Origin of the sequence: Mesorhizobium sp. B4-1-4, assembly GCF_006439395.2 — a bacterium.
In the GTDB taxonomy this organism is placed as follows: Bacteria; Pseudomonadota; Alphaproteobacteria; order Rhizobiales; family Rhizobiaceae; genus Mesorhizobium.
Genome location: NZ_CP083950.1, coordinates 931,206 through 957,051, shown reverse-complemented (window position 1 = coordinate 957,051; position 25,846 = coordinate 931,206). Strand labels below are relative to the sequence as shown.

Here is a 25,846-nt window from a genome sequence, read left to right as displayed (position 1 = left end):
TGGCGGGCTGCCTGGCGGCCAGACGACCTTGCCTGTCAGTCGCGGCGCAGGATCGCGTCCAGCGCCGCCTGTTCGTCGGCCGAGAGGGATTTTGTCGCCAGCTTCCGACGCGAGCGGGCGTTCAGGGCGATAAACATGCCGCCCACCAGGAGCAAAAGAACAGGCGTGCCCCAAAGCAGCGCGTTGCGCAGGTCGAAGCGCGGCTTCAGCAGCACGAACTCGCCGTAGCGCGAGACCACATAATCCATCACCTGCTGGTCGCTATCGCCGGCGACGAGGCGCTGGCGCACCAGGATGCGCAGGTCGCGGGCAAGGTCTGCATCGGATTCATCGATCGACTGGTTCTGGCAGACCATGCAGCGCAGGCCTTCCGACAGAGCCCGGGCCCTCGCCTCGAGCGCCGGATCGGCCAGCATCTCGTCGGGCTTCACCGCGTGCGCGGCACCGGCGAAGAGCAGTGCCAGCAGCAGGACAATCGAGGTCAGGGAAAGCCTGGGCTTCACGGCAGGCCCGCCGGCGCCACCGCCTGCTTGCGACGCCGCGAGGGCGCGCCGACGCGCAGGCGTCTGTCCATCAGCGACATGCCCGCACCCGCCATCATCATCAGGCCGCCGCCCCAGATCAGCGTCACCAGCGGTTTCCACCACAGGCGCACCACGACCGAACCGTCCTTGCCTTCGTCGCCGAGCGAGATGTAGAGCTGGGAAAGACCGAGCGTCTTGATGCCGGACTCCGTCGTCGTCGTCTGCCGGACCGGGTAGAAACGCTTGGCGGAACTGATTTCGCCGACAGCGCTGCCACTGATGCCGATCAGTTCGAAACGGCCGCGATCCTCGCCGTAGTTTGGCCCCTGCGCCGGACAAAGCCCGACGAAACGCAGCGTATGGCCTGACAATTCCACGGTCTCGCCGGCGCGCATCGGCAGGATCTTCTCGGTACCGAAGGAGAGCGTGGCGACGATGCCGAGCAAAGTCAGGCCGAGGCCGAAATGGGCCAATGCCGTGCCGAACACCGAGCGCGGCAGGCCGGCGAGGCGCCTGACCATAACGGCCGGGGCAACCGATCCAACGCCCGACTTGACGGCAAGGTCGGTGAGCGCGCCGGCGACCAGCCAGACGGCAAGACCGATGCCGAGTGCGGCGAATACCGACGCCCCGTCGATGAACAGACCGGTGACCAGCATCGCCGCCAGCGCCAGGGCGAAGGCGGCCATCAGACGCTGCGACGCGGCGATGACGTCGCCGCGCTTCCAGGCCAGCAGCGGCCCGAGCGGCACGAGGACCAGAAGCGGCAGCATCAATGGGCCGAAAGTCAGATCGAAGAACGGCGCGCCGACCGAGATCTTGTCGCCTGTGAGTGCCTCCAATGCCAGCGGATAGAGCGTGCCGACCAGCACGGTGGCGGTCGCCGTGGTCAGAAAGAGATTGTTGAGCACGAGCGCGCCTTCGCGCGAGATCGGGTGGAACAGGCCGCCGGCCGTCAACCTCGAGGCACGCAGCGCAAACAGCGCCAGCGAGCCGCCGATGAACAGCGTCAGGATACACAGAATGAAGACGCCGCGCGTCGGATCGGTGGCAAAGGCATGCACTGAAGTGAGCACGCCCGAACGTACCAGGAACGTGCCGAGCAGCGACAGTGAGAAGGTGAGGATGGCGAGCAGCAGCGTCCAGATCTTCAAGGCCGAGCGCTTTTCCATGACGATGGCCGAATGCAAAAGCGCGGTGCCCGCCAGCCACGGCATGAAAGAGGCGTTCTCGACCGGATCCCAGAACCAGAAGCCGCCCCAGCCGAGTTCGTAATAGGCCCAGTATGATCCCATGGCGATGCCGCCGGTCAGGAACATCCAGGCGACCAGCGTCCACGGCCGCACCCAGCGCGCCCAGGAGGCGTCGATGCGGCCCTCGATGAGGGCAGCGACCGAGAAGGAAAAGCAGATCGAGAAGCCAACATAGCCGAGATAGAGCAGCGGCGGATGGATGGCGAGGCCGAGATCCTGCAGGACCGGGTTGAGGTCGCGACCCTCGATCGGCGCTGGATTGAGCCGGATGAAAGGATTGGACGTGGCCAGGATGAAGAGGAAGAAGGCGGCACCGATCGCGCCCTGAACGGCAAGCACGTTGGCGCGCAGCGTGGCTGGCAGATTCGAGCCGAAAGCTGCGACAAGCGCGCCGAAGAAGGTCAGGATCAGCACCCAGAGCAGCATCGAGCCTTCATGATTGCCCCAGGTTCCGGTGATCTTGTAGATCAGCGGCTGCAGCGAATGCGAGTTTTCCCAGACGTTCGCCACCGAGAAATCGGAGTTCGCGTAGGCACTCGCAAGTGCTGCGAAGGACAGCGCCGTCAGCGCAAAGCCGGTCACCGCGACGGGGCCGCCGACGGCCATCAGGCGCTGGTTGTTCAGGTTCGCGCCAAAGAGCGGCACGATCGTCTGCACCATGGAAAGCGCAAACGCCAGGACCAGGGCGAAATGTCCGATTTCAACCATGCGCGCAGTTCACTCTTGCTCTCCTGCCAGAGCTACTCACTCTTGCTCTCCTGCCACACACCTTTGGCCTTGAGGCCGTCGGCCACTTCCTTGGGCATGTAACGCTCATCATGCTTGGCCAGAACGCTATCGGCAACGAATATGCCATCCGGACCGAAGGTGCCCTCGGTGATGACGCCCTGCTGTTCACGGAAGAGGTCGGGCAGGATGCCGGTATAGGTGACCTTGACCGATTTATGCGTGTCGGTGACTGAAAAGGCGATGGTCGCGCCCTGGCCGCGCTGGATCGTGCCTTTTTCGACCAACCCTCCCAGCCTGATGCGCTGGCCGGGCTGGACGCTGGCGGTGGTGAGATCGGCCGGCATGTAGAAATAGGAGGCCTTCTGGCCAAGCGCGTAGAAGGTCAGTCCCGTGGCGGCGGCCAGGAAAGCTAATCCTCCCAAGATGACCGACAATCGTTTCTGCTTGCGTGTCATGACACGTTCTACTCCGTCGCCGTCAGGCCGAGCGACGCGGCAAAGGCGGTGAATTTCTTGGCCTCGTCACTGCCGGCGCCAAAGACGGCGATGGCGCGCCCCAGAGCATCGCGCGCCTGATCGGCCTTGCCCAGCACAACGTAGGAACGAACGAGGCGCATCCATCCTTCCGCGTCACGCGGATTTTGACGCAATTTCTCGTCGAGGCTTGCGACCATCGTGTTGATCATCGCTTCCCGATCCTGCGGCGACATGGAGGACGCGGCGTCGATCTCCGCGGCATCAGGGCCTTTCGCGGCGGCGCTGGAAGCAACTTCAGGCGTGCCGGATTTGGCCAGTGCCTGTTCGACCGCGCCGCGCCATGGCGAATCCGGTGGCAACGTGCCCAGCATCGCCTGCCAGGCCGTGATCGCCTCCTTGTTGCGCCCCTCCTGCGCCAAAGCCATGGCGAGATAGAAGCGGGCCTTCGCATTGGCCGGATCGAGCTTCAGCGCCGCCTCGAAGGCATCCTGGGCATCGGCGGAAACAACGCCACCGGCTGCACCGGCGACTGCCTCGCCAAGGCCGGCCTGGCGGTCGGCGCTGACGCCGTCGAGGCGGATGGCGTTGCGGTAGGCGGCCACCGCGTCGGAAAAGCGCTGCATGCGCAGATAGACCGGGGCCAGAACCTCCCATCCCCTGCCATCGGAAGGGTTGGCGGCAAGGTGGGCTTCGGCCCGTGCCACCAATTCGTCAACCGAACTGTCGGCCGGATTCTTGGCCAGCCGCTCGCTGAGCGGCTGCGATGGCAGGTCGGGCGAACCGATCTGGCTGTAAAGACCCCAGCTGACCAGCGGCACCGCCAGCACGGCCATGGTCGCGATCAGCCTTGCCGTGACGGACGTCTGCCTGTCTGATGTCTTGCCGGCTCGATCCGCACTGTCGAGGCGAAGGATGCGGCGCGCGATCTCGGCGCGCGCTTCGGCCGCTTCCGCCGGCTGGATCAAGCCACGCGCGGCGTCGCGGTCAAGCTCGGACAATTGATCGCGATAGACTTCCAGATCGTGGTCGCCGCTCGATGACGCGCCCCTGGACCCGCCGGCCAGCGGCAGCAGCACCGCCAGGCTCGCACCCAGCGTCAGTATTGCGGCTATGACCCAGAACAGCATGGTTCTTCCAATAACGGCAGAGCCGTGCCCTGCCAACACAGACATCCTGCGACGCTTTGACGGCAAGCGCGCCGAATGTCCTTGATCGACATCAACCGGCCGGCTTCCCACCGGGGCCGGTCGGGATATCAGGTCAGCGGTGTCCAGCTGCCGTCGGCATTGCGGCATGCTGTTCCGTGGGCCGTGACGCCCGCTCCGCCGGTGAAGACGGTCTGCGTGTACTGGCGGCAGTCCTGCGAGCCGACCCGATAGGGTTGGGCTGGAACCACCTCCCCATAATGCGAAGCCTGATCACCCTTCCACGTCACCTTCTGACCGCTCGTCGTGTATTCGAGCGCCTTGTATTCTGCCTCCAGCGCGCTGCGCTTCTCCGCGTCGCTGAGGCCATTGCCGATCGACCCGCCGACGAGGCCGCCGCCCATCGCCGAAATGATCGACTTGGTGACCTTGCCGGCCGACGGAGGCGTCGAGGCTGGCGTCGGCGCGACAGTGGGACCCTTGCCGCTCAAGGTGGTGCAGCCGGATACGGCCAGCAGTGCGGAAACAAGCGCGACGCGAATCTTCATGCCAACAACCGGTTCTCTTGAGTTGGAGCCTGCCATGGATGCGCCGGGGGCCGCGTCATCGGAGAAGTGGGCGTGGCCATAGTGTTGAGATTTGTCGGAAATTTGGCCACTGCCGGCCACTCCGGGATCAATCGATACGCCGCCATACCATGCGCCGCCCATCGGTGTCGATTGGCCATGGAAAGCATCACCGAAGGCTCCGCAATCGCACCGCCGCCTTCAATCCGCCCATGCCGGACCGTTCCAGCGCCAGGACGCCGCCATACTCGTTGACGAGGTCGGCGACAATGGCGAGGCCCAGACCTGTCCCGGGCTTTGTCTCATCGAGGCGGCGTCCCCGCTTCAGGGCTTCGCGCGCCTTGTCCTCGGGAATGCCCGGTCCGTCATCCTCGATGCTGATCTCGAACAGGCTCTCATCCTTGCTGACCAAGGGCACGACCGAGACCGCGACGGCACTCTTCGCCCATTTCATCGCATTTTCGAGAAGATTGCCGAGCAGTTCCTCGAGGTCCTCGCGCTCGCCGGCAAAGACGATCTCGGTGGCCGGCAGCGACAGCGACAGGCTGGTCCGCGGGTTGAGCTTCTGCAGAACCCGCACCATGCGCTGCACCAGCGGCGCCACCGGCGTGCGGTAGACGACGCTGTCGCGTTGCGCCGCGACGCGGGCGCGCTGCAGGTAATGGTCGACCTGCATCTGCATGGAAGCGGCCTGCTCGGTGATCAATTGTCCCTTGGCGCCGCCAAGCGCGCGGCCTTCGTTGAGCAGCACCGCGAGCGGCGTCTTCAGCGAGTGGGCGAGATTGCCGACCTGGGTTCGCGAACGCTCGACAATGCGTTTGTTGTTTTCGATCAAGGCATTGGTTTCGTTGGCTAATGGTTCGATCTCGGCCGGGAAGCGGCCGTCAAGCCTCTGCGCGGTGCCCTCTCGCACCATGGCAAGGGCGTTGCGGACCCTGCGCAGCGGCTGCAGGCCGAGCAGGATGGCGATTGCGTTGATGGCGATCATGCCGATGCCGAACAGGCTGAGATAGGTCAGCAAACGGCGCTGGAAGGTGCTTATCTCCTGCTCCAGTTCGGTCTTGTTGCCCATGACGCGGAAGCGCGCGGCGCGGTTCTTCGCATCGAGGACGAACTCGCTCTCGAACACCACCAGTTGCTCGCCGGCGATGCCTTCGGCCGCATAGCTGCGCTGGAAGCTGGCATTGAACGGCACTTCAGCAACGCTTGGCGACGGGATCGATGTGGTCATCGACGACGAATGGAGGTCGCCATGCACACCTTCCGAAGCGGGCTCGACCGACCAGTACCAGCCCGAATTCGGCTCCGAAAACCTGAGGTCGCCGAGGTCGGGAGCGCCGGTGAGAGCGCCGGTGTCGGAAACGCCGACGGAGCCGATCAGGTTGAACAGATGCGCCGAAAGCAGGCTGTCAAAACCGCGTTCGCTGGCCTGGCGATAGAGCGTGGTGATCAGGGTGAAGATGACGACAAGGGTCAGGATCGCCCACACGGTGGAAAAGGCGATCACGCGGAACGTCAGCGAACGCGGCCACAAACGCAGCGAAAGCGGCGTCCTTGCGGTTGGTTTGAGCGGTTCCGAGTTACGCCTCCGGCTCACGCATGCGGTAGCCCATGCCGCGTACGGTTTCGATCATGTCGATGCCCATCTTCTTGCGCAGCCGCCCGACAAAGACTTCGATGGTGTTGGAATCGCGGTCGAAATCCTGATCATAGAGATGTTCGACCAGTTCGGTCCGCGACACGACTTCGCCCATATGGTGCATCAGATAGGCGAGCAGGCGGAATTCATGCGAGGTCAGCTTAAGCGGCACGCCGTCGACATCGGCCTTCGAGGCCTTTGTGTCGAGGCGCAGCGGCCCGCATGTCAGTTCGGACGAAGCGTGGCCCGCGGCGCGGCGGATCAACGCCCTGACCCTCGCCAGCACCTCCTCAATGTGGAACGGCTTGGTGACATAATCGTCGGCGCCGGCGTCGATGCCCGAGACCTTGTCGCTCCAGCGATCGCGCGCGGTCAGGATCAGCACCGGCATCTTACGGCCGCCGCGACGCCAGCGCTCGACGACGCTGATGCCGTCCATCTGCGGCAGGCCGATATCGAGTACGACGGCGTCATAGGGTTCGGTATCGCCCAGGAAATGGCCTTCCTCGCCGTCGAAGGCCCGGTCGACGACATAGCCGGCGTCGACCAGCGCGTCCGCTATCTGCCGGTTGAGATCCTTGTCATCCTCGACGACCAGTACGCGCATGCGGAGATCGATACCTGTTGAAGTATTCGGCTCAGATATAGGACGATTCCCGCGGCCTGGGAAACGGCAGGGGTCAGTTCTGCGGAACGACAATCTCGGAACGGCGCGGTCGCTGCCCGTCCTTGCCAGGCACCAGCACGACGATGACGCAGACCGGTTGGCCACCACGTGTCGACTGCGAGGCCTTGGCCAGCGTTCCGCCATTCTGCGAGGCCACCTGCAGGCCGATCGCGTAGCAATCCGACGCTGCCAGGACGATCGGGGTGGCCTGGTCGGGCGCGATGGCCGGCACCGCCATCGCCTGCGACGCAAACATCCCGGCGGCACAAAGCGCCAGGGTCGCGGTTCGGAAATGGGAGCGGAGCGTTTTCATGACCGGCGTTGTAACGCTTCGGTGCTGAACGTGAAATGAACGGTGATCGATACAAAAACCATGTCCGCTACACCCCTGAAACGCGCGACGACCGATCGCGATTTGGACGCCCAACCCGACAAAATCACGGAAACGCCAGTCTAGACTCCGTTTCAGTCATATTGAAAGCGCCTCAGGCATTTTCCTGCGTCAGCGCCCGAAACCGCAGCAGCCCGTGATGCACAAGGAGCTCCTCGTCATAGCGGGCTTCGGTGAACTCAAGCGACAGCCGTGTCTGGCCGCGAGGGCCTATCACCAGCACCGCGTCGGCAAGGCGTGCCTTGATGGCGTCCATGATGGCAAGCGTTTCGGCATCGCCATGAGCTTTCGACCAGACATGCAACGTGATCAACTGATCGTCGTTGTTTTCGACCCCCGTATCCCAGTCGAAGGCACTGGTCTGGCCACAGGTCACATACGGGAAAGCGGCGTTGTCGGTCGGCCGTTCGAGCAGACCGGCACCGCCCAGCAATGCCGACAGGGACGCATCGCTTTTCAGTCTCAGAAACAGGGCCTGCTGCAAATCGCCTGGCGCGGTCATCGTCGTTTTTCCTCAACTCGTCGCCATGGACATGCTTTTCCAAGCCCGCCCATGCCTTGCATGCCTGCCACATATAGCGGTTCGCCACGCGAAGACGATGGCGATTCGTCACCAGGATGATGGATGCCGATGATCTCGAAAATACGACTGCACCAGAACGCCGATCAGACAGCGCGCAGCCTGACAATGAAGCTGCGCACCGCCAGCACCAGCACGGTGATGATGATCAGAATTACGGACAATGCAGCGATTGCCGGATCGATGTTGTCGCGCAAACCCATCCACATCAGACGCGGCAAGGTGATGGCGTTGACCGAAGTGATGAACAAGGTGACGCCGATCTCTTCCCAGGAGAGCACGAAGGACAGCAACGCCGCGGTGATGATGCCGAACTTGATATTGGGCATGATGACGCGGGTGGCGCGCTCCCACACGGTGGCACCGAGGCCCCGAGCGGCTAAGTCGATGCGCCTGTCCAGTTGACTGAGCGACACCAGCATCAGCACGGTGGCGAAAGGCACCGTCATCACCGAGTGCGCCATGGCGACGCCAAGCCAGGTATCATAGCCGAAGAACGAGCTGAAACCGGAGATCGAGGTCAACAGGAAGTAGAGCGTGATCGCCGAGACCACTGGCGGCACCACCATGGGCAGCAGCACGAAGCCGACGAGCGCTGCCGTGAAGCGCGGCTGGAACATCCAGACGCCGAGACTGAAGCATAGCGCCAACACGGTGGAGAAAGCGCTGCTGACCACGCCGATCCGGATAGAGAGCAGGATCGAGTCGATCCAGCGCGGATCCTCGATCAGCGAGCGGTAGTGACGCAGCGACAGTTCACCCGTCGGCATCGCCAGCATGCGGCTTGGCGTCAGCGACACCGGGATGACGGCCAGCAGCGGCATCAGCAGGAACAGCCCCACGAAGGCGGCGATGACGAGCGAGACGGGTCCGGGACGATAGGTCGGCATCTCGGCTACACCAATTGCTTCGGCCTGATATAGCGGAACAGCAGCGCCATCAGCGCGCCGACGAACAGCACCAGCACGACGCTGATCGCCGCACCCAGCCCCCAATCCGGACTCTGGAATATCCTGAGATAGATGAGTTCGGCCACCATCACACTGCGGCCGCCGCCGAGAATCGCTGGCGTGACGAAGAAGCCCAGCGAAAAGACGAAAACGATGAGAGCCGAGCCGATGATTCCGGAGCGGGTCATCGGCACGAAGACCGACCAGAAGGTGCGCATGCGACTGGAGCCGAGGCCGCGCGCCGCCAACAGCACGCGGTCGTCAAGGCTGCGCATGGCCGATGCCAGTGGAAAGACGGCGAAGGGGATGAGGAAATGCGTCATGCCGACGATGACGCCGAATTCATTGCGCACCAGGGTCAGCGGTTCGGAGATGAAGCCGATCGCCTGCAGCCAGGTGTTGATCAGGCCGCGATTGGAAAGCAGCGCCACCCAGCCGAAGGCGCGCGTCAGCACGGAAATCCAGAAGGGAACGAGAATGCAGAACTCGGCGATAAGGCGCTGCGCCGGCGTGCCGCGCACCCAGATAAGGGTGATGGCATAGGCGGCGGCCACCGAGGCGACCGTGACGATTGCCGCGATGCGCAGCGTCCTGACGAACACCGATTGCACCAGATCGTCGGTGAGCAGCGCGTCATATTGCCCAAGCCCCGGCGTCGGCAGCGTGAAGCTCCATTTGACGACGCCGAGGAAAGGCCAGGCATAGGCCAGCACAAGGAACAGGAGCAGCGGCGCCATCAACAGCGCCGCGCCCGTCCTGTCGGAAAGATAGGACCGCATCCTTGCCCTGGATCAGGCGGAGATGATCTTGGTGTATTCGTCGAGGGCCGCCCCGTAATTCTTGGCGTACCAGTCCATGTCGAGCGGAATCTGCTTCTTCATGTTTTCCGGGTCGACAGGGTTGATGCGCTTCTTGTCGGCGGGGATCAGCGCGTCGGTGGCCGGATTAGCCGGACCCTGGCCCAGCTTGTCGAACATGATCAGCTGCTTTTGCGGATCCTGGGCGCTGGCGATGAACTTCATGGCCGCATCCTTGCCGCCCGGATTGCCCTTGAGGACGGCAAGCGCGCCGGGCGAGATCAAGCCCTGGTCCCAGATGAACTTGATCTTGCCGCCGGAGTCCTGCTCGATCAGCGAGGCGCGTGTCGACCAAACGATAGCCATCGAGGCCTCGCCGTTGAGCAGCACGCTCTGGCTCTCGGCGCCACCGCCCCAATAGGCGACGACGTTTTCCTTGAAAGCGGCGATCTTGTCATGCGCGCGCTTGAGGTCGAGCGGATAGAGCGAGGCCGGCGCGATGCCGTCGGCGAGAAGGGCAGCCTCCCAGCTCGAAACACCCCATTTGTAGAGCGAGCGCTTGCCGGGGAACTTCTTCACGTCGAAGAAATCGGCCATGCCGGTCGGCGCGTCCTTGCCGTATTTCTCGGAATCATAGGCGATGATGTAGGAGAAGAAGTAGGTCGAGGCGGCATAGTCCCAGCCGAAACCCGGCCGCATCTTCTTCTTGTCGACGACGGTGTAGTCGATCGGCTCGAGCATGCCCTGGCCGCCGAGCGTGATGGCCGAGAACGGATCGACATCGACGAGATCCCAGGTCGGCGCGCCGCTCTTGAACTGCGCCGCGATAGCGCCCTCGGTCGGGCCCGAGCCGTCCATCTTGACGACGATGCCGGTTTCCTTGGTAAAGGCCTGGCCATAGGCGGCGTCATAGGCGGTGATGGCGTCGCCGCCCCAGTTCACCAGCACTAGTTCCTTCGCGGCGGCGAAGGCACCGGTCGAGCGCAAGAGCATCGGCGTGCCGGCCAGAACAAGTGCTGCAAACTGCGTGAACTGCCGGCGCGAGATCTCGCCACGGCCTGCCCTGGCGGACAGGCTCGCGATGGCTTGTTTCTTGGTGTCGTTGGTCATGTCAGTTCCCCTTATTGTCGTTGATAGTACCGGAAGTGGTGTGCGAACGTCTCGCCGCACCGGTCGTCATTGCCCTCCGTCCGGAAGGAGGAAACCCTTTTCCGCCGGCCAGGTCAGCCATACGGAATTGCCTTTGCTGAGCGCGGCGGCGGCGACTTCATTGGGCACCGACACCGTGACCTTGGCGCCTTGCCTTGTCGTCAGATCGAGCCGCGTCGCGGCGCCGAGATAGGTCGAGTTGGTTGCTGTCGCGGCGACGCCGTTCTCACCGGCCGAAGCCTCGCCGGCGATGGACATGTATTCAGGCCGGATCGCCAGTATGGCGTTCCCACCGACGGAACCGGGGTTGCCGCGCAGGCTGACGGCGCGGTCCTCGCACAGGCCGGTGGCGCCGTTGTCGGCTCGGCGCACGCCTTTCAGCGGCAACATGTTGATCTCGCCGAGGAATTCGGCGACGAAGCGGTTGGCCGGCCGGTCATAGACCTCGTCCGGCGCGCCGACCTGCAGCAATTTACCGTGGTTGAAGATGGCGACGCGCGACGACAGCGCCAGCGCCTCGCTCTGGTCGTGGGTGACGAAAACGAAGGTGGTGCCGGTTTCCTGATGCAGGCGCTTCATCTCGGCCTGCATCTGGCCGCGCAAGCTCTTGTCCAGGGCGGAAAACGGCTCGTCGAGCAGGAGCACGCCCGGCTCGAACACCAGTGCGCGGGCAAGCGCCACGCGCTGCTGTTGGCCGCCGGAGAGCTGCGCGGGCAATTTCTTCTCGTGACCGACCAGACCGACGCGCTCGATCATCTCCCCGACGCGCTTCTTGATCTCGGCGGCTGATTTCTTGCGAACCTTGAGAGGGAAAGCGATGTTCTGCTCCACGCTCATGTGCGGGAACAGCGCGTAGCCCTGGAACACCATGCCGGCAGCGCGCTGTTCGGCCGGACGATCGGTGATGTCGGTGCCGTCGCTGAAAAGCCTGCCCTCGGTCGGCTGCACGAAGCCGGCCAGGATCATCAGGAAGGTGGTCTTGCCCGAGCCGGAGGGGCCGAGCAACGTCAGGAACTCGCCGCGACCGATATCGAGCGTCAAATTGTCCAGCGCCCGGAACGAGCCGAAGCTCTTGCCGATCCCGTTCGCCTTGATTTCCGCCGCCCGGCCGGGTTGCTGCATCCTGCCTCTTCCTCAGTCCCGGATGAAATCGTAGGCAGGCGCGCGGCTCACCGCAACCGAATAGTTTTCGCCTGATCGGCAAATTTGATTCACGTCTGGTGGCGGTCGGCGGTTTCAACGCCCCGCCTCAATATTTCGCCAGTCTGTTTTCCGACAGCTTCGCCCTGAGCCAGTCGCTGAAGGCATTGAGCACCGGATGGCCGGCCTTGGCGTGCTCGAAGACCAGATAGTAGGACCGCGGCGAGGGGACCGACGCCTCGAACGGCTTGACCAGCCGGCCTTCGCTCAGTGCCCGGCGGCCGGTCAGTTCGTCACCCATGGCAATACCCTGGCCGGCAACCGCCGCCGAGAACACGAGGTTCATGTCGGAAAAGAAGATGCCGCCTTCGGTGTCGGGGTTTTCCACCTTGGACAACGCCAACCAGCGCGCCCAGTCCTCGGTGTCGCCGAGATGGAGCAGGTTGGCGCGCAGCACGTCGGCGGGTTTGGAAAAGCCGCCGACCTTGTTGAGCAGCGTCGGGCTGCAGAGCGGCGTGAAGAAGACTTCGCACAGCAGCTCCACCGATCGGTTCGGCCAGTTGCCGACGCCGAAGGCGATGAAGGCATCCGCTTCCGCATTGCTGACGTCGTCGAGCCGCCGCGGCGTCAGCACCGAGAGCGCAACGTCGGGATACATCTGCTGGAACTCGCCGATATGGGAGCACAGGAACATCGAGGCGAAGCCCGGCGGGCAGGAGATGGCGAAGGAGCCGCCGACGCCTGCGCCGCTGTTTTGCGTGCCCGCGTCGCCGAGCACTGTCAGCGCCTTGCGCACGTCGGCGGCGTAGCGCTGGCCGCGCGGCGTCAACGCCACGCCCTTGCCGATGCGCTGCAGCAGATCGAAGCCGAGGTCGCGTTCCAGCAGCCGAAGCTGATGCGAGACGGCGCTGCGGGTCAAACAGAGTTCGTCGGCGGCGCGCCACATGCTGCCGTGACGGGCGAAGCTGTCCAAGGCGCGTAGCGCCTGCGTCGAAGGTATTCGCAAAGGGACCTCAGGTGAACCGAATTTGCACGAGCCGGGAAAACATATCACTTTTTGATAAGCCGCTTCACTGCTTTCTTGGGCCTATGGAGAAATCCGTGACGACGTCAGCACAAGAAACCGCGCACGCTTGCATAGACAGCATCCAGCCGCTGCTGTCGGCCTGGACGCGCACGATCTTCGATTTCGGCGAAACCGCCTGGCGCGAATACCAGTCGGCCGCCTGGTATGTGGCGCGGCTGAAGCATGAGGGCTTTTCCGTCGAGGAAGGCTCGGGCGGCATGCCGACCGCGTTCTGCGCCCACTGGACGAACGGCGCCGGACCGACGATCGGCATGTATGCCGAATATGACGCTGTGCCCGGCAACTGCCAGGATGCGATGACGGTCAAGCAGCCCCGGCCCGGCCTTGGCGTCGAGGCCGGCGGGCACACCGACCCGCATTCAGGGCTCGGCATGGCAAGCCTCGGTGGCCTGCTTGCCACCAAGGCCGCCATGCAGCGACACGGCATTCCAGGCACGCTGCGCTTCACCGGCGAGCCGGCCGAGAAAGTGCGAGGGTCGAAGCCGGTCCACGCAGCCAGGGGCTACTATGATGGCCTTGCCGGCATGATATCCTTCCATCCCTTCTACATGCTGCCGCTCTGCAACACGGCCCGCTGGGACACGCATTGCGGCGCGGCCTACGCCATGATCTACCGTTTCATCTGCGACGAGCCTCAGAACTGGGCACGCGCCGCAGGCGACGGCGCACCGATCCCGCAGGCGCATTCGGCGGTCCGCGCCCCCGGCGCCAACGACGCGCTGATGACGATGTACATGGCCTCCAAGGCACTGCGCGACTCCATGCTGCCGCACCAGGGTGGCTGGTCGATCAGCGAGGCGATCCTGACCGCGGGCCAGGCCACCGCCGACAATCTGCCGGCGGGGCTGGCCGAGATCCAGTACATGATCCGCGTGCCGACCATCGGCATGGCCGAACAGGTCACCGCCGTGCTCGACCGCAATGCGCAGGCCGCGGCCGCGATCAGCGGCTGCCGCTACGAGCGGCATTGGGTGTCGAAGTCGCGCCCCGGGCTGGCTAATCACGCCATGGCCGAGATCGCCTATGATGCGTTGTCGACGGTCGGTCCGCCACGCTGGGACGAGGCCGCCAGGGCGATCGCGCGCGAGATCCAGGTCAATGCCGGCGGCACCGCGACCGAGAATCCGTTCATCGATGAGCTGGAGCGCTTGATCGACCCCAGGCAAGCCGAGGCAATCCTGCGCCGCGACTTGCCGCCCTCGCAGGTCAATTCGACGTCCGACGATTACACGGACATGAGCTGGCATGCGCCGACAGCGCGGTTCTACGTCGCCCGACCGGCCCTGCGTTCGGCAGATGGCCACCCCTATCCGGCCTGGGTGATGAATGCGCTGGGCGGCATCTCCGCGACCATTGATCCAATGGTCACCTGCGCCGCCAAGACAATCGCGCTGGCGGCGCTCCGCCTGCTCGAGGACAAAGCCGCCCGCGACAAGGCGATGAACGAATTTACCACCCGCACCGGCGGCGGTGTTGGTGGCGCGAACTGGATCGCGCCGCTCTGCGACTACGAACCGCCGATCAATTTCCGCTGGCCGGAATATGTCACCACGGCGCGCGGTCGCGACTGGTGGATCCCAAGCAATGCATGACCCGATCCACTTGAGAACAAGCACGAGGAGAACCCCATGACCGTTCATGACCGCATCGTCGCCGAACCGTTTTCGCTGCAGCGCCGCAATCCCGCCGGCGGCACCAAGCCGCTGACCGTCTGGGGCTTCGCCAACGAAACCGATGTGCTGACCGACGTGCTGCTCGGCTCGCCCAATTTCCTGCGTCATCTATCGACCAGTTCGCTGTCCAGAAAGCATCTGCGCGAAGCGCCCTGCAACGTCCAGATCGCGCAGGCCCAGCACAAGGATCTGGTTGCCGCCTATGAGCATTTCGGCGTCAACATCCACTGGCACGAGCCGACGCCGGAGCTGCCGATGCAGGTCTATTCCCGCGATTCCAGCGTCATGACGCCCTATGGCGCGATCATCACAGCCATGGCCAATTGGTGGCGGCGCGGCGAGAACTACGCCGCCATCCGCACCTATGAAAAGCTCGGCATCCCGATCTACGACATGGTCACCGCCGGCACCTTCGAGGGCGGCGACTTCAACGTCATCGAGGACGGCGTGGTGCTGATCGGCTGCGGCGGCGCCCGCACGCAAGAAGAAGGCGCGCGCCAGGTGCAGGCCTGGTTCCAGAAGGAAGGCTGGGAGACGCGCATCGCCTTCATCGACGAATATTACGTCCATATCGACCTGATGGTGGTGCCGATCGCCGAAAAGCTCACCGCAGTGTGCCTGGCCTGCACCGAGCCCGGCATTGTCGACTGGCTGAAGGGCAAGGGCCACGAGATCATCGACGTTCCCTTCCAGGACACGATGGCCCTCGGCTGCAACTTCATGTCACTCGGCAAGGACCGCGTGATCGCGCCGACCTCCAGCAAGACGCTGATCGGCCAGCTCAAGGCGCGTGGCTTCGAGGTCGCGGCCGTCGACATGAGCGAAATCTCCAAGACCGGCGGCGGCATCCATTGCATGGCACAGGCGCTGAAGCGCGAAGCGGCCTGACAGCCCGGCAACGGCAGAACCACGCCCGCCCGCCGGATCGAGAATCTGGCGGGCGGGCGCTCCGCTTGGCAGCTGCCCTGCCCTTTCCATCGATAAACCTTGCAGCTGTGTCCTCGCCGCCCTTGTGAGCGTGCGCAAAATGGACGAATAGTCGGGACAGGGCGCCGCCCTGAAATTGCCCGCTTGCGGTTTTCAGGTCGCGTCACAGCCGAGCCGGGTTTTTGAATGGTCCGTCCTGAACCGCGCAAGAGAAGAGGTCCGATCGCCTCCCGCCTTCTGGCGCTGGACGCATGGCTCGATTCCTCGCTCTATGAGATCGGCTTCAAGGCGCGCCAGTTCTGGGAAGCAGCGACGATCTTCTCGCGGCGCTTCCGGCTGAAGGGCTGGCGCCGCGGCATCATCGAACTTTTGAGCGAGGGCTTCACGCTTGGCGCCGGCGGCATGGTGGTGATGCTGGCGCTGGCCATTCCGGCTTTCCAGGATACGGCCGGCGACTGGCGCGCCCAGGGCGACTTCGCCGTCACCTTTCTCGACCGTTACGGCAACGAGATCGGCCAGCGCGGCATCATCCAGCGCGATTCCGTACCGGTCGACGAGATGCCCGATCATGTCATCAAGGCGGTGCTTGCCACCGAGGATCGTCGATTCTTCGACCATTACGGCATCGACGTGCTCGGCCTGTCGCGCGCGATCTTCGAGAACGTGCGGGCGAACTCTGTCGTCCAGGGCGGTTCCAGCATTACCCAGCAATTGGCCAAGAACCTGTTCCTGACCAATGAGCGCACGTTCGAGCGCAAGATCAAGGAAGCCTTCCTGTCGCTGTGGCTCGAGGCCAATCTGTCGAAGAAGGAAATCCTGCAGCTCTACCTCGACCGCGCCTATATGGGCGGCGGCACATTCGGCATCGAGGCGGCGGCGGACTTCTATTTCGGCAAGAGCGTCAAGGACCTGAATCTCGCCGAGGCGGCGATGCTGGCCGGCCTGTTCAAGGCGCCGACCAAATACGCGCCGCACATCAATCTGCCGGCAGCGCGCGCCCGCGCCAATGTGGTTCTGTCCAACCTCGTCGATTCCGGCTTCATGACCGAGGGCCAGGTGCTGCAGGCAAGGCTGCATCCGGCCGACGTCGTCGACCGCGGCGAACAGAAGAGCCCCGACTATTTTCTCGACTGGGCCTTCGACGAGGTCAAGAAGATCGCCAAGCCCGGCCAGCACTCGCTGGTGGCGCACACCACCTTCGACGCCAACATCCAGAAGGCGGCGGAAGAGTCCGTCGAGTTCCACCTGCGCCAGTTCGGCAAGGAGTATAACGTCACCGAGGGCGCCGTGGTGGTCATCGAGACCAATGGAGCGGTCCGCGCCATCGTGGGTGGCCGCGACTACGGCGCCAGCCAGTTCAACCGGGCCACCAAGGCGCTGCGCCAGACCGGCTCGTCGTTCAAGCCCTATGTCTACGCCACCGCGATGGAACACGGCTTCACGCCGAACTCGGTCATCTCGGGCGGCCCGATCAGCTGGGGCAACTGGTCGCCGCACAATTACAGCGGCGAGTCGGCGGGCAACATCACGCTGCTGATGGCGATGGCCAAGTCGATCAACACGGTGCCGGTGCGGCTGGCCAAGGACCATCTCGGCATCGCTCCGATCAAGGCGATGGCCGAGGCCATGGGGGTAGAGTCCCCTCTCGAGGGGCACAAGACGATGGTGCTCGGCACCTCGGGCATGACCGTGATGGACCAGGCGACAGGCTACAGCGTGTTCGCCCAGAACGGCTTCGTCGGTTCCCGGCACGGCATCACCCAGCTCGTCACCCGCACCGGCGAAGTGGTGTATGACTGGACCAAGGACGCGCCACCGCCGCACCGGGTGCTCTCGGAGCAGGCGCTGAAATCCATGAATACCATGCTGGCGGCCGTGCCGGTGATGGGCACGGCGCGGCGCGCGCAAATTCCCAACATCGTCGTCGCCGGCAAGACCGGCACCACGCAATCCTATCGCGACGCCTGGTTTGTCGGCTTCACCGGCAATTACACGGCGGCGGTGTGGCTGGGCAACGACGATTTCACCCCGACCAAGAACATGACCGGCGGCTCGCTGCCGGCGATGGTGTGGCAGCGCCTGATGGTCTACGCGCACCAGAACATCGACCTGAAGCCGATACCCGGCATCGACAAACCATTCGTCGACGAGGAGACCGCGGCCAAGGCGGCAGAAGCGCAGAAGAAGAGCGAGGACCAGGCCGCGGCCGACGCCGCCGCCGAGAGGCCGCCAGTGCTGTCCAGCCGGACCACGCAGACGCTGAGGGACATGACGCAGCTGTTCCAGGCGGCACCCAAACTCGACGCACCCCCCGCGCCCGAAACGCTTTCGGCGCTGTGACATCGGCTCGAGCGCCGGCGAGGCGAACTGGCAAATCCATCACGCCCGCTTGCCACGAGGCCCCGCGTCGCGATATCCCCGAACGGCAATCCTTCATGCACCCGGCTCTTCATGCTCAAGAACGCCTTCCTGATGCTGCTTTCGCTTGCCATAGCCATTGGCGGCGGGGGCGCCAGCGTCTGGTATGCGCTGAAGGTCCAGGACGGCGTCGGCGCGATCAGGATCGGCCAATGGACCGCCTTCCCCGACATCGGCACCCCGGCCGCCGATCCCTACTCCAAGGCGCGCGTGGCGCGCGAGGGCGTGCTTGCGCTCGGCCGCGCCGAGGGCCTGTCCTTCGTCGCGGAGGATGATGCCGCCGGCAACCAGCTCAAGCGGGAATGCGCCTACAAGATCGAGGGCGGATTTCCGACCGCCCGGTTCTGGACACTCTATGCCGCCGATCAATCGCTCGGCGTCGTCGAGACCGGCAAACCGAGACTTGCCGCGCTTCAGTCCTATGAGGTGCTGCGCAAGCCCGACAATTCGGTGATCATTTCGGTCGGCCATCACCCGATGCCCGGCAACTGGCTTTTGACCAACGGTTCCGGAAGGATGTATTTCGTCCTGACCTTCTACGACACACCGATCGCCAGCAGCACCGGCTTGTCGGACGTTTCGCTGCCCAGGATCGTGAAGGCCGGCTGCGATGCGTAATTTCCGGGCCGCACTACGCCGTCTTTTCCATGCCGTCCTGCTCGGCCTCGTCGGCGCCGGCATCGTGCACATCGTCGTGCTGCTTCTGGTGCCCGAGTTTTCCGAACGCGACGCCTGGTCGCGACTGTCGATGGCCTCGGACCTCTACAGGATGAACCGGCTCGATGCGGAGGCGGGCGGCGCGCCGGTGGTGAAATCGGTCGATCCGCTGTTTTATGCCACGGCCTGCCGTTTCGACCTCGAGGAAGGCATGGTCCGGATCAAGGCGCCGGGAAACGTGCCCTTCTGGTCGGTGTCGGTCTATGACCGCAATGGCCACAATGTCTATTCCTTCAACGACCATACGGCGACGGGCGGCAAGCTGGATGCCGTCGTGCTGACGCCGGCGCAGATGATCGACGTGCGCAGGGACCTGCCCGAAAATCTGCAGGGTGCGATCTTCGTCGAAGCGCCCATAGACGAAGGCATCTTCGTCATCCGCAGCTTCGTGCCGGACGCCAGCTGGAAGCCGATCGTGTCGCGCTTTCTCGATCAGAGTTCCTGCGAGCTGCAGGATTTCTAGGCCACGATCGTGGCCAGCGTGACAGCCAAGGCCGAGGCTTTCGCAAAGCTCAGTGATGCGGCACCGGCGTCCTTGGCGTCCCCGACTTGTCGGGCCCGGCTGGCCGCGCTTCCCCGGCATTGGACCGTTCATAACGGATGCCGGGAAAGATGATCACCGCCGCCGGTATTTCGGTGGTTTGCTTGGCTCGATTGGTTGGTGCCGCACGCGGCACGAAAGACACTACCATGCCCATGATTCGCGCATTCCTCTCGGTTTCCCCGGAGCACAACGCAACGCCTCCAAATATCATTAAGGCCGGCAGAGGGTTAACGGAGCGCTAACGGATCGCCGCTAACTTGATCTTTGTTCCCAGGCCAGAAAGTTCTGACCGAGGCAATCGCTAAACCGACGCGTTCCCGGTTGAGCATGATCAAGACTGTGTATCTGTTATCAGGCGTATCCTTCGTGTCATCTTCGGACTTCAGGCAAATCGCGATACGAACGGAATCGGGAAAGGCCGAGAGGCTGTTCCGCGCCGCGGTGTCGGCGTTCTGCTCGCTTACCCGTCCGTCGCGCCGCGAGATCGGCCAGCTCGAGGATTTGACGCTGCCTTTGTTCGACGAGGTGTCGGTCGAATCGCGACGCTATGTGGCAGCCGCCCTCTCCGAATGCGAATATGCGCCGGTCGCGCTGGTGCGTCGCCTGTGCCAGGAGCCGGTCGACATCGCCGCGCCGTTGCTCATCCGCTCGCGTGCCGTCAGCGATATCGACCTGATCGCGCTGATCGGCCGGCATGGGCTGCCGCACGCCCGGGCCATCGCGCGCCGCAGGGACCTAAACCCGACCATCGCCGATCTGATCAGGGCGCTCGAAAGGCCGACATTGGTGCGGGTGCGGGATCCGGAGGCGCATATCCCTACGCCGCCAACCGTCGCAGCCGTGAATGCGGAAGCGGCCGAACACCACGCGAAACAGTCCCCCGGCATTGCCGCAGAGAATGCGCGGCGCAGGCTGCGCTCCATGATGCGCACCGGCGACGAAGCATTGGCGGCGAAGGTCGATGCGTTTCCCGGCTCGGATACCTATGTCAAGCTGCGCGAAACCGCGCTGACGGGAAACGCCGCGTTCTTCCAGACGGCGCTCGCCGATGCCCTCGATATGGATTTCTCGACCGCGCGATCGCTGACTGCCAACCAGAACTATGCCCCGCTGCTTGAGGCGCTGCGCTCGCTCGATCTGAGCGAAGACCGGGCATTTCTGATCACGGTCGCCGTCTATCCCAGCCTGTTCCCGCATCCGCAGGCCATCCGCACCTATCTCGACCGCTACCGTCTGCTGCATCGTGACGTGGCTCTGGACAGGGTGCGGGCATGGAAAGCCGAAGCGGTGTCCAAGATGGTGCGCGAAGGCGCGCCGGCAAACAGCGACCGCCGCAAGGCCTCGAACAGCGACAAAGCCGAGGCTCCCGGCCTCAGGGCGTCTTCACGGAAATAAGCTCCTCGACGGGAACAGTGCCGGCCTCGATCTCGACCACCCAGATGTCGGGATCGAATTTCTTTTCCCTTTCAAGACGGGTATCGAGCACGGCTGGATCATCACCCGCGGCAAGGAGGCTGAAGAAGCGGTCGTCCGGCTTGGCCGAATCGTAACTTGTCTGTGGCGCCGGCCCGTAGAGGGCCATTTCACCCAGCCGGCCCCGCGCCAGCACGAAAACAGCGCCGGCCTCGGTCGCGCCGCGATTGACCACGGCCGCAAATCCGCCGGCGCCGAAAACCCGGCGCAACAGGGCCGAGACCCACAGATCCGATGTGACGCGCATGAGAACTCCGCAAAGCGTGGCGGAGTTATCTATCTATATTTCCCTCGCTGGGCGAGCGGTCGTTTCGGGCCTTGTCGGTCGGAGCTCAATTGGTGAGGCCGATCTCGCGCATCTTGACGTAGACGATCTCGTCGGGCTCGCCGGTCTGCGGCAGCCCGAACAGCGACTGGAACTCCTTGATCGCCGCCTTGGTGCGGGCGCCGACCTTGCCGTCGAGTTGCATGTCGTCATTGCCGAAGGCTTTCAGACCCGCCTGGATCTTGACGATGCGGGGATCAGGCCCCTGCAATGCGGCGTTGGTCTGTTCGCCGCCCGTCTGCAAGGATACCGGAACGGCGGCCGGTGGCATGTCGGGACGCGGCTGCGGTTTGGGCACGGAAGCGGTCTTCGGCGTTGCGCCCAGTTGATCCAGCAGCAACGCGTCGATCTCGCCGGAAGCGTTGAGACCGACCTTCTGCTGATAGGCCTGTATGGCCTTGCGCGTGTTGGGGCCGGAAATCCCGTCGACCGTGCCGGGATAGAAGTCGAGGTCCTTCAATATGCCTTGCACCTGCTCGACCACCGGATCGCCCTTCATCGGTGCGGGCGCCGAATTTGGCCGAACGATATTGATCGTGGTCTCCGGCTCGTCGGCGGTATGCGGAAAACCCTGGAAGTTGCGGGTGGCGAAGAATGCCCCGGCATGCGGGAAGGGCTGATACCACAGCGCGTTCGCCGAGACATAAAACAGCGTCACCAGGAATGCCGTCGATCCGCCCACCAGGACAGGATTGCGCGAAATCATCCCGCCAATGGCAATGGCGCCGTCCTGAAAGGCGTTGCTGCGGCGTTTGACCGCTTTAGCCTGTTTTGCGGAGCGAGCCATTTCCGTCCCCTTTCGCCCTCGTCACCGGCATCGTCAGCACCCCTGCCTGGTTCACCGGGCGCCCCTTCGGCCCATTGACCGGCAGGCTGATGGTCACCGTGGTGCCCTCGCCCGGCATGCTTTCGATCGACATCGTGCCTTCGTGCAGCGCCACCAGCCCCTTCACCAGCGACAGGCCAAGGCCGGTCCCCTCGAACCGGCGCGTATAGTCGTTCTGGATCTGCATGAAGGGCTTGCCGAGATTGGCGAAATCCTCCTCCGCAATGCCGATGCCGGTGTCCCTGACCCAGAAATGCAGACGCGAGCCGATCCGCTTGGCGCCGACGACGACATCGCCGCTATCGGGCGTGAACTTGATCGCATTGGAGACGAGGTTGATAAGGATCTGCTGCACGGCGCGGCGATCGGCATTGATGTCGCCCGCGTCGGGTGCGATCTGCGTCTGCAGGTGGATGTTCTTGGCTTGCGCCTGCAGCCGCATCATGGACTGGCACATTTCGACGGCCTCCATGAACCGGAAGGGCTCCGGCTCCGTCGCGTAGGCCCCCGATTCGATCCTCGATACGTCGAGAATGGAGGTCACGACGGCCAGCAGATGCTGGCCCGAATCCCGCACAAGTCCGACATATTCCTTCTGGCGCGGATCCTTGAAGGCGCCGAACATCTCATGCAGCAGCATGTCGGAGAAGCCGATGATGGCATTCAGCGGCGTGCGCAGTTCGTGGCTGACCACCGCCAGGAACCGCCCCTTGGCCACCTCGGCGGCGGCGGCGGCCTCATTGGCTTGCGCGAGGTCTTCGCGCAGCCGGGCGGTCTCGTCGTTCTCGCGCAGGACAAGCGTGAAGACGTCGCTCTGTTCCTCGCCGCGCACCAGCTCGAGCAAGAACGGCCGATAGTTGTCGGCCGTCAGGCGGTTGTCATTTTGGCCGTTGCCGTTCTGGGGCAGCCTGACGCGCAGTTCGACGCGGCGCGACAGGGCGCCATCACGCATGTCGGCTAGGGCGCTGAGATAGGAGACCCGATCCGACAGATGGACGCGGTCGAAGAAGCCGGTTCCCGAAAGCAGTTCAGGCGGCAGTTTCAAAAGGGTGCGCGCCTTGGCGGACGCATCCAGGACCTCGCCGTGGCGGGCGACGCGCAGGACCACCGCATCGATAATGTCTTCCAGCCGATCGCCGCTATCCACCGCATCGGCCGCACCGACGCTATCAGGAAAAGCCGACATGCGCGGGACAAGCGTCAGCGCCCAGGCCAGCGGGACCAGCCAATGCCAGGCGGCGATCTGCGCGCCCGCGAATGGCAAGAAGGCCGCGGCCAGAGGCTGAAGGGCAATGGCTGCGATGGCCGCCACAGCCCCAAAAAGTGCCGCACGCCGCGTGGCGCCGATCCACCAGGCCTCGAATGGCAGCGCCACGGCAAGCATGGCGACAGGTGAGCTCAAACCGCCGGCGGCGGCGATGAGACCGCCAAGTGCAACAGACGCCATCACCAGCGCGATCCGTGCTGCCGCGACCATCCTTCCGGTCGCCGCCACCAGCAAGGCGACGAACCAGCACAGACCGAAGGCCGCGAAGATGGCGGCGATGGTCACGGCGGCGCCCATGCTTGATGTAACCAGCGTGACCGCGGCACCGGCGGCGAAGAACGGCGCGGCCAGCATGACGCCAATGAACCGGCGCTGGCGCTCGCGGTCGCTTTGTTCGAGAAGGGAGGGATGGACCATACGTTCGCAACCGGCGGCAATCGCGCCGGGCAATTCAGCGTATCTGGCCTTGATCGGCATCAACTCAACGCACTCGCACTCGTCGTGAACAGCTCTGCTTTTGCAGATTATCTTGGTTGGCTCTGAAACTCGCATCCAGCGTTTAAGGAATGGATAAGGCAGGGGCGACCAAAGCCTGGCCCGCGGCAAATATCGGGATGGCGACGGTCGAAAACCCGGGCAAATGCCGCCATAGTAAATGGAGAGTTATCCGGGAACGCCTGGCGGCAGCGGACCATTGGCGGGAAGAGAACCGCCTGAATTCAACAAAACCACAATGGAAACAATCCGATAAATGGTTATCAGAGGGTAACGAAAATCGACCCGATGTGAAACAAATCCACGGCAAAACGCTTCGTTTCGAATTTGCCTAAAATTTGAGGAAAATTTTCGTCTAACCTGCAAGCCGTCCTTTGTGGCCGTATGCCAAGATCCTGCCCATAAAAGAGGTCATGCCATGTGACGCATGATCCGGTCACGACAAGAGGCAAGGCATGTTCTTTCTGATAAGAATGGCTTTCTGGTTTTCATTGGTGCTGCTGGCGCTGCCGCTGAGCGTCGGTTCCGACGAGCCGGGGCAGGAAAGCGTCGGGCCGATCCAGGCCTTGTTTGCGGCACGTGACGCGGTGGGCGACATCGCCGGCATCTGCGAGCGCAAGCCCGATGTCTGCGAAACCGGCAAGTCGGCCATGCACACCATCACGGCACGCGCCAAGGAGACCGCCAAGATCGCCGCCGCCATGCTGGACGACAAGCCCGCCGGTCCCGATACCTCGACGACGACCGGCAGCGTGGCGGACGAAATCGTCCTGCCGGAGACCGTCAACCTGCCAGTAAGGAATTAAGCCGCCTCGACGGCGCATCGCGGACCGTCTGCCCTCTCGACGCCCGCGGTGTCCCTGTTTTTTCCGTGACGCGACGCCGCCGCGTGACTATATCCGGGTGATGACGACCACGATCCAGACGATCCGAGACGACTTTTCCTTCCTTGACGAGTGGGAGGACCGCTATCGTTACGTGATCGAGCTCGGCGAAGCGCTGCCTCCATTTCCCGACGAGGAGCGCAATGCCGCCAACAAGGTGCCAGGTTGCGTCAGTCAGGTCTGGCTGACCACCGAGCGGGGACCGGGCAGTGATCCAGTCATCACCTTCACGGGCGATTCGGACGCCCATATCGTGCGCGGGCTGGTCGCGATCATGCTGGCGCTGTTTTCCGGAAGGTCCGCCAGCGAAATCCAGAAAACCGATGCGGAAGCGACGCTGAAGGCGCTTGGGCTGGACGAGCACCTGTCGCCCCAGCGCGCCAATGGTCTTCGCTCTATGGTCAAGCGCATCAAGCGCGATGCCGAGATGGCACTCGAACGGACAGCCTGACAAGCTTGATCCTGTACCATGCGGCCGTCCCGCAAAGTCAAACGGCGCCCGAAGGCGCCGTTGATGTCAGTCTGCGAGGAGCGGGTTACCGCGCCTTGCGCTTGCGGCCAAGGCCCATCTTCTTGGCGAGCTGCGAGCGGGCCGCCGCGTAATTCGGGGCAACCATCGGGTAGCTCGGGTCAAGGTTCCACTTTTCGCGGTACTGGTCCGGCGTCAGATCATAATGGGTCATCAGGTGACGCTTCAGCGACTTGAACTTCTTACCGTCTTCAAGACAGACAATGTAGTCGTCGTGAACCGAGCGCTTCGGGTTTACGGCCGGCTTCTGCTTGTCGGCAGGAGGCTGTTCGGCGGTTCCACCCACACGCCCGAGAGCGGCATGCACATCCGATATAAGGTTCGGCAGTTCGCCGACCGGCACGGGATTGTTGCTGACATAGGCGGCCACCACATCGGCGGTCAGCTCGATCAGCGCATCATTGTTTCTGGAAGGTGTTTCGACAATATCCATGGTCTTCAGGCCCCAACAAGAGTTACGTCGGTCTACGCCCTTTTTTACAGGTAGGGCATCGCGCGAATTTGGTGCAGGTAGAGCTTCTGCGATTCGTGTCGCGAGCATATCAATGCGACCATGGACCAAGTAAGTCAATTCGCTCTTTGCATTATATTCAGGGATGTTGATCAACTATTCCCGGATCAGCTTCAATCTTTCGTGCATCGCGTAATTTTTCGATATTTCGCCCGCCAGATCGG

At 63.6% G+C, this 25,846-nt stretch carries 28 protein-coding genes; 9 read left to right on the top strand and 19 right to left on the bottom strand.

All coding sequences use genetic code 11. The features are described 5' to 3' along the window. Positions 1-35: 35 nt before the first annotated feature. The 14 genes from FJW03_RS04395 to FJW03_RS04330 all read right to left on the bottom strand — a co-directional run bounded on the left by FJW03_RS04395 (position 36) and on the right by FJW03_RS04330 (position 13,012). The gene (locus FJW03_RS04395; RefSeq protein WP_140761198.1) at positions 36-503 is read right to left on the bottom strand and encodes a cytochrome c-type biogenesis protein; all 468 of its coding nucleotides are present in this window, start codon (positions 501-503) and stop codon (positions 36-38) included. Continuing rightward, positions 500-2,485 (bottom strand): heme lyase CcmF/NrfE family subunit, encoded by a 1,986-nt coding sequence (locus FJW03_RS04390; protein WP_140761200.1) that lies wholly within the window; start codon positions 2,483-2,485, stop codon positions 500-502. The genes FJW03_RS04395 and FJW03_RS04390 overlap by 4 nt, the downstream gene beginning before the upstream one ends. A gap of 32 nt (positions 2,486-2,517) precedes the next feature. After that, a complete protein-coding gene (gene ccmE, locus FJW03_RS04385; protein WP_140761203.1) occupies positions 2,518-2,961 on the bottom strand; it encodes a cytochrome c maturation protein CcmE in 444 nt (147 codons plus the stop codon). Positions 2,962-2,969: 8 nt separating this feature from the next. Beyond that, positions 2,970-4,109: a c-type cytochrome biogenesis protein CcmI gene (gene ccmI / locus FJW03_RS04380; protein ID WP_140761206.1), complete on the bottom strand. Its 1,140-nt coding sequence runs from the start codon at positions 4,107-4,109 to the stop codon at positions 2,970-2,972. Positions 4,110-4,237: 128 nt separating this feature from the next. Beyond that, a complete protein-coding gene (locus FJW03_RS04375) occupies positions 4,238-4,675 on the bottom strand; it encodes a hypothetical protein (RefSeq protein ID WP_140761208.1) in 438 nt (145 codons plus the stop codon). Between the two features lie 187 nt (positions 4,676-4,862). Beyond that, positions 4,863-6,290 (bottom strand): ATP-binding protein, encoded by a 1,428-nt coding sequence (locus FJW03_RS04370; RefSeq protein ID WP_140761211.1) that lies wholly within the window; start codon positions 6,288-6,290, stop codon positions 4,863-4,865. Continuing rightward, entirely contained in the window at positions 6,274-6,939 is a 666-nt protein-coding gene (locus FJW03_RS04365; protein ID WP_056563567.1) for a response regulator transcription factor, read from the bottom strand. Before FJW03_RS04365 ends, FJW03_RS04370 begins: the two co-directional genes overlap by 17 nt. Before the next feature lie 73 nt (positions 6,940-7,012). After that, positions 7,013-7,312: a hypothetical protein gene (locus FJW03_RS04360; RefSeq protein WP_140693585.1), complete on the bottom strand. Its 300-nt coding sequence runs from the start codon at positions 7,310-7,312 to the stop codon at positions 7,013-7,015. 172 nt (positions 7,313-7,484) lie between these two features. Further along, on the bottom strand, positions 7,485-7,892 hold the full coding sequence (locus tag FJW03_RS04355) for a DUF3168 domain-containing protein (RefSeq protein ID WP_140742293.1): 408 nt from the start codon (positions 7,890-7,892) through the stop codon (positions 7,485-7,487). A gap of 164 nt (positions 7,893-8,056) precedes the next feature. Beyond that, entirely contained in the window at positions 8,057-8,860 is an 804-nt protein-coding gene (locus tag FJW03_RS04350; RefSeq protein WP_140761214.1) for an ABC transporter permease, read from the bottom strand. A gap of 5 nt (positions 8,861-8,865) precedes the next feature. Beyond that, a complete protein-coding gene (locus FJW03_RS04345; RefSeq protein WP_140761217.1) occupies positions 8,866-9,699 on the bottom strand; it encodes an ABC transporter permease in 834 nt (277 codons plus the stop codon). 12 nt (positions 9,700-9,711) lie between these two features. Beyond that, on the bottom strand, positions 9,712-10,827 hold the full coding sequence (locus FJW03_RS04340; RefSeq protein ID WP_140693579.1) for an ABC transporter substrate-binding protein: 1,116 nt from the start codon (positions 10,825-10,827) through the stop codon (positions 9,712-9,714). A gap of 66 nt (positions 10,828-10,893) precedes the next feature. Then, positions 10,894-11,988, bottom strand: coding sequence for an ABC transporter ATP-binding protein (locus tag FJW03_RS04335; RefSeq protein ID WP_140693576.1), 1,095 nt, complete (start codon positions 11,986-11,988; stop codon positions 10,894-10,896). A 127-nt stretch (positions 11,989-12,115) separates the two neighbouring features. After that, positions 12,116-13,012 carry a LysR substrate-binding domain-containing protein gene (locus FJW03_RS04330; RefSeq protein ID WP_140611217.1) on the bottom strand — a complete coding sequence of 299 codons (897 nt, stop codon included), beginning with the start codon at positions 13,010-13,012 and terminating at the stop codon, positions 12,116-12,118. 83 nt (positions 13,013-13,095) lie between these two features. On the opposite strand from FJW03_RS04330, the gene FJW03_RS04325 reads away from it, so the two are divergent. The 5 genes from FJW03_RS04325 to FJW03_RS04305 all read left to right on the top strand — a co-directional run bounded on the left by FJW03_RS04325 (position 13,096) and on the right by FJW03_RS04305 (position 19,291). Next, the gene (locus FJW03_RS04325; RefSeq protein ID WP_181173159.1) at positions 13,096-14,685 is read left to right on the top strand and encodes an amidohydrolase; all 1,590 of its coding nucleotides are present in this window, start codon (positions 13,096-13,098) and stop codon (positions 14,683-14,685) included. Between the two features lie 36 nt (positions 14,686-14,721). After that, a complete protein-coding gene (locus FJW03_RS04320) occupies positions 14,722-15,654 on the top strand; it encodes a dimethylarginine dimethylaminohydrolase family protein (protein ID WP_140761223.1) in 933 nt (310 codons plus the stop codon). Positions 15,655-15,879: 225 nt separating this feature from the next. Further along, a complete protein-coding gene (locus FJW03_RS04315) occupies positions 15,880-18,033 on the top strand; it encodes a transglycosylase domain-containing protein (RefSeq protein ID WP_140761226.1) in 2,154 nt (717 codons plus the stop codon). A gap of 111 nt (positions 18,034-18,144) precedes the next feature. Then, positions 18,145-18,729 carry a DUF1214 domain-containing protein gene (locus tag FJW03_RS04310; protein ID WP_140611225.1) on the top strand — a complete coding sequence of 195 codons (585 nt, stop codon included), beginning with the start codon at positions 18,145-18,147 and terminating at the stop codon, positions 18,727-18,729. Further along, on the top strand, positions 18,722-19,291 hold the full coding sequence (locus FJW03_RS04305) for a DUF1254 domain-containing protein (RefSeq protein ID WP_140761229.1): 570 nt from the start codon (positions 18,722-18,724) through the stop codon (positions 19,289-19,291). Before FJW03_RS04310 ends, FJW03_RS04305 begins: the two co-directional genes overlap by 8 nt. Before the next feature lie 49 nt (positions 19,292-19,340). Here the strand turns inward: FJW03_RS04305 and FJW03_RS04300 are convergent, their stop codons facing one another. Beyond that, the gene (locus tag FJW03_RS04300) at positions 19,341-19,526 is read right to left on the bottom strand and encodes a hypothetical protein (RefSeq protein WP_140761232.1); all 186 of its coding nucleotides are present in this window, start codon (positions 19,524-19,526) and stop codon (positions 19,341-19,343) included. A 212-nt stretch (positions 19,527-19,738) separates the two neighbouring features. On the opposite strand from FJW03_RS04300, the gene FJW03_RS04295 reads away from it, so the two are divergent. After that, positions 19,739-20,767, top strand: a complete 1,029-nt coding sequence (locus tag FJW03_RS04295; protein WP_140761235.1) for a hypothetical protein — start codon at positions 19,739-19,741, stop codon at positions 20,765-20,767. On the opposite strand, the gene FJW03_RS04290 is transcribed toward FJW03_RS04295, so the two are convergent. The 3 genes from FJW03_RS04290 to FJW03_RS04280 form a co-directional block, all read right to left on the bottom strand. Continuing rightward, on the bottom strand, positions 20,745-21,092 hold the full coding sequence (locus FJW03_RS04290) for a DUF1491 family protein (RefSeq protein WP_140611233.1): 348 nt from the start codon (positions 21,090-21,092) through the stop codon (positions 20,745-20,747). The genes FJW03_RS04295 and FJW03_RS04290 overlap by 23 nt on opposite strands. An 85-nt stretch (positions 21,093-21,177) precedes the next feature. Beyond that, entirely contained in the window at positions 21,178-21,957 is a 780-nt protein-coding gene (locus tag FJW03_RS04285; RefSeq protein ID WP_140611234.1) for a peptidoglycan-binding protein, read from the bottom strand. Beyond that, the gene (locus tag FJW03_RS04280; protein ID WP_140761498.1) at positions 21,932-23,680 is read right to left on the bottom strand and encodes a sensor histidine kinase; all 1,749 of its coding nucleotides are present in this window, start codon (positions 23,678-23,680) and stop codon (positions 21,932-21,934) included. The genes FJW03_RS04285 and FJW03_RS04280 overlap by 26 nt, the downstream gene beginning before the upstream one ends. A gap of 197 nt (positions 23,681-23,877) precedes the next feature. On the opposite strand from FJW03_RS04280, the gene FJW03_RS04275 reads away from it, so the two are divergent. The 3 genes from FJW03_RS04275 to FJW03_RS04265 all read left to right on the top strand — a co-directional run bounded on the left by FJW03_RS04275 (position 23,878) and on the right by FJW03_RS04265 (position 25,093). Next, a complete protein-coding gene (locus tag FJW03_RS04275) occupies positions 23,878-24,093 on the top strand; it encodes a hypothetical protein (RefSeq protein WP_140761238.1) in 216 nt (71 codons plus the stop codon). 120 nt (positions 24,094-24,213) lie between these two features. Beyond that, positions 24,214-24,564, top strand: coding sequence for a DUF5330 domain-containing protein (locus FJW03_RS04270; RefSeq protein ID WP_140611240.1), 351 nt, complete (start codon positions 24,214-24,216; stop codon positions 24,562-24,564). Positions 24,565-24,664: 100 nt separating this feature from the next. Beyond that, positions 24,665-25,093: a SufE family protein gene (locus FJW03_RS04265; RefSeq protein WP_140611242.1), complete on the top strand. Its 429-nt coding sequence runs from the start codon at positions 24,665-24,667 to the stop codon at positions 25,091-25,093. 85 nt (positions 25,094-25,178) lie between these two features. Here the strand turns inward: FJW03_RS04265 and FJW03_RS04260 are convergent, their stop codons facing one another. Continuing rightward, on the bottom strand, positions 25,179-25,604 hold the full coding sequence (locus tag FJW03_RS04260; protein WP_010915014.1) for a MucR family transcriptional regulator: 426 nt from the start codon (positions 25,602-25,604) through the stop codon (positions 25,179-25,181). Positions 25,605-25,846 lie beyond the last annotated feature (242 nt).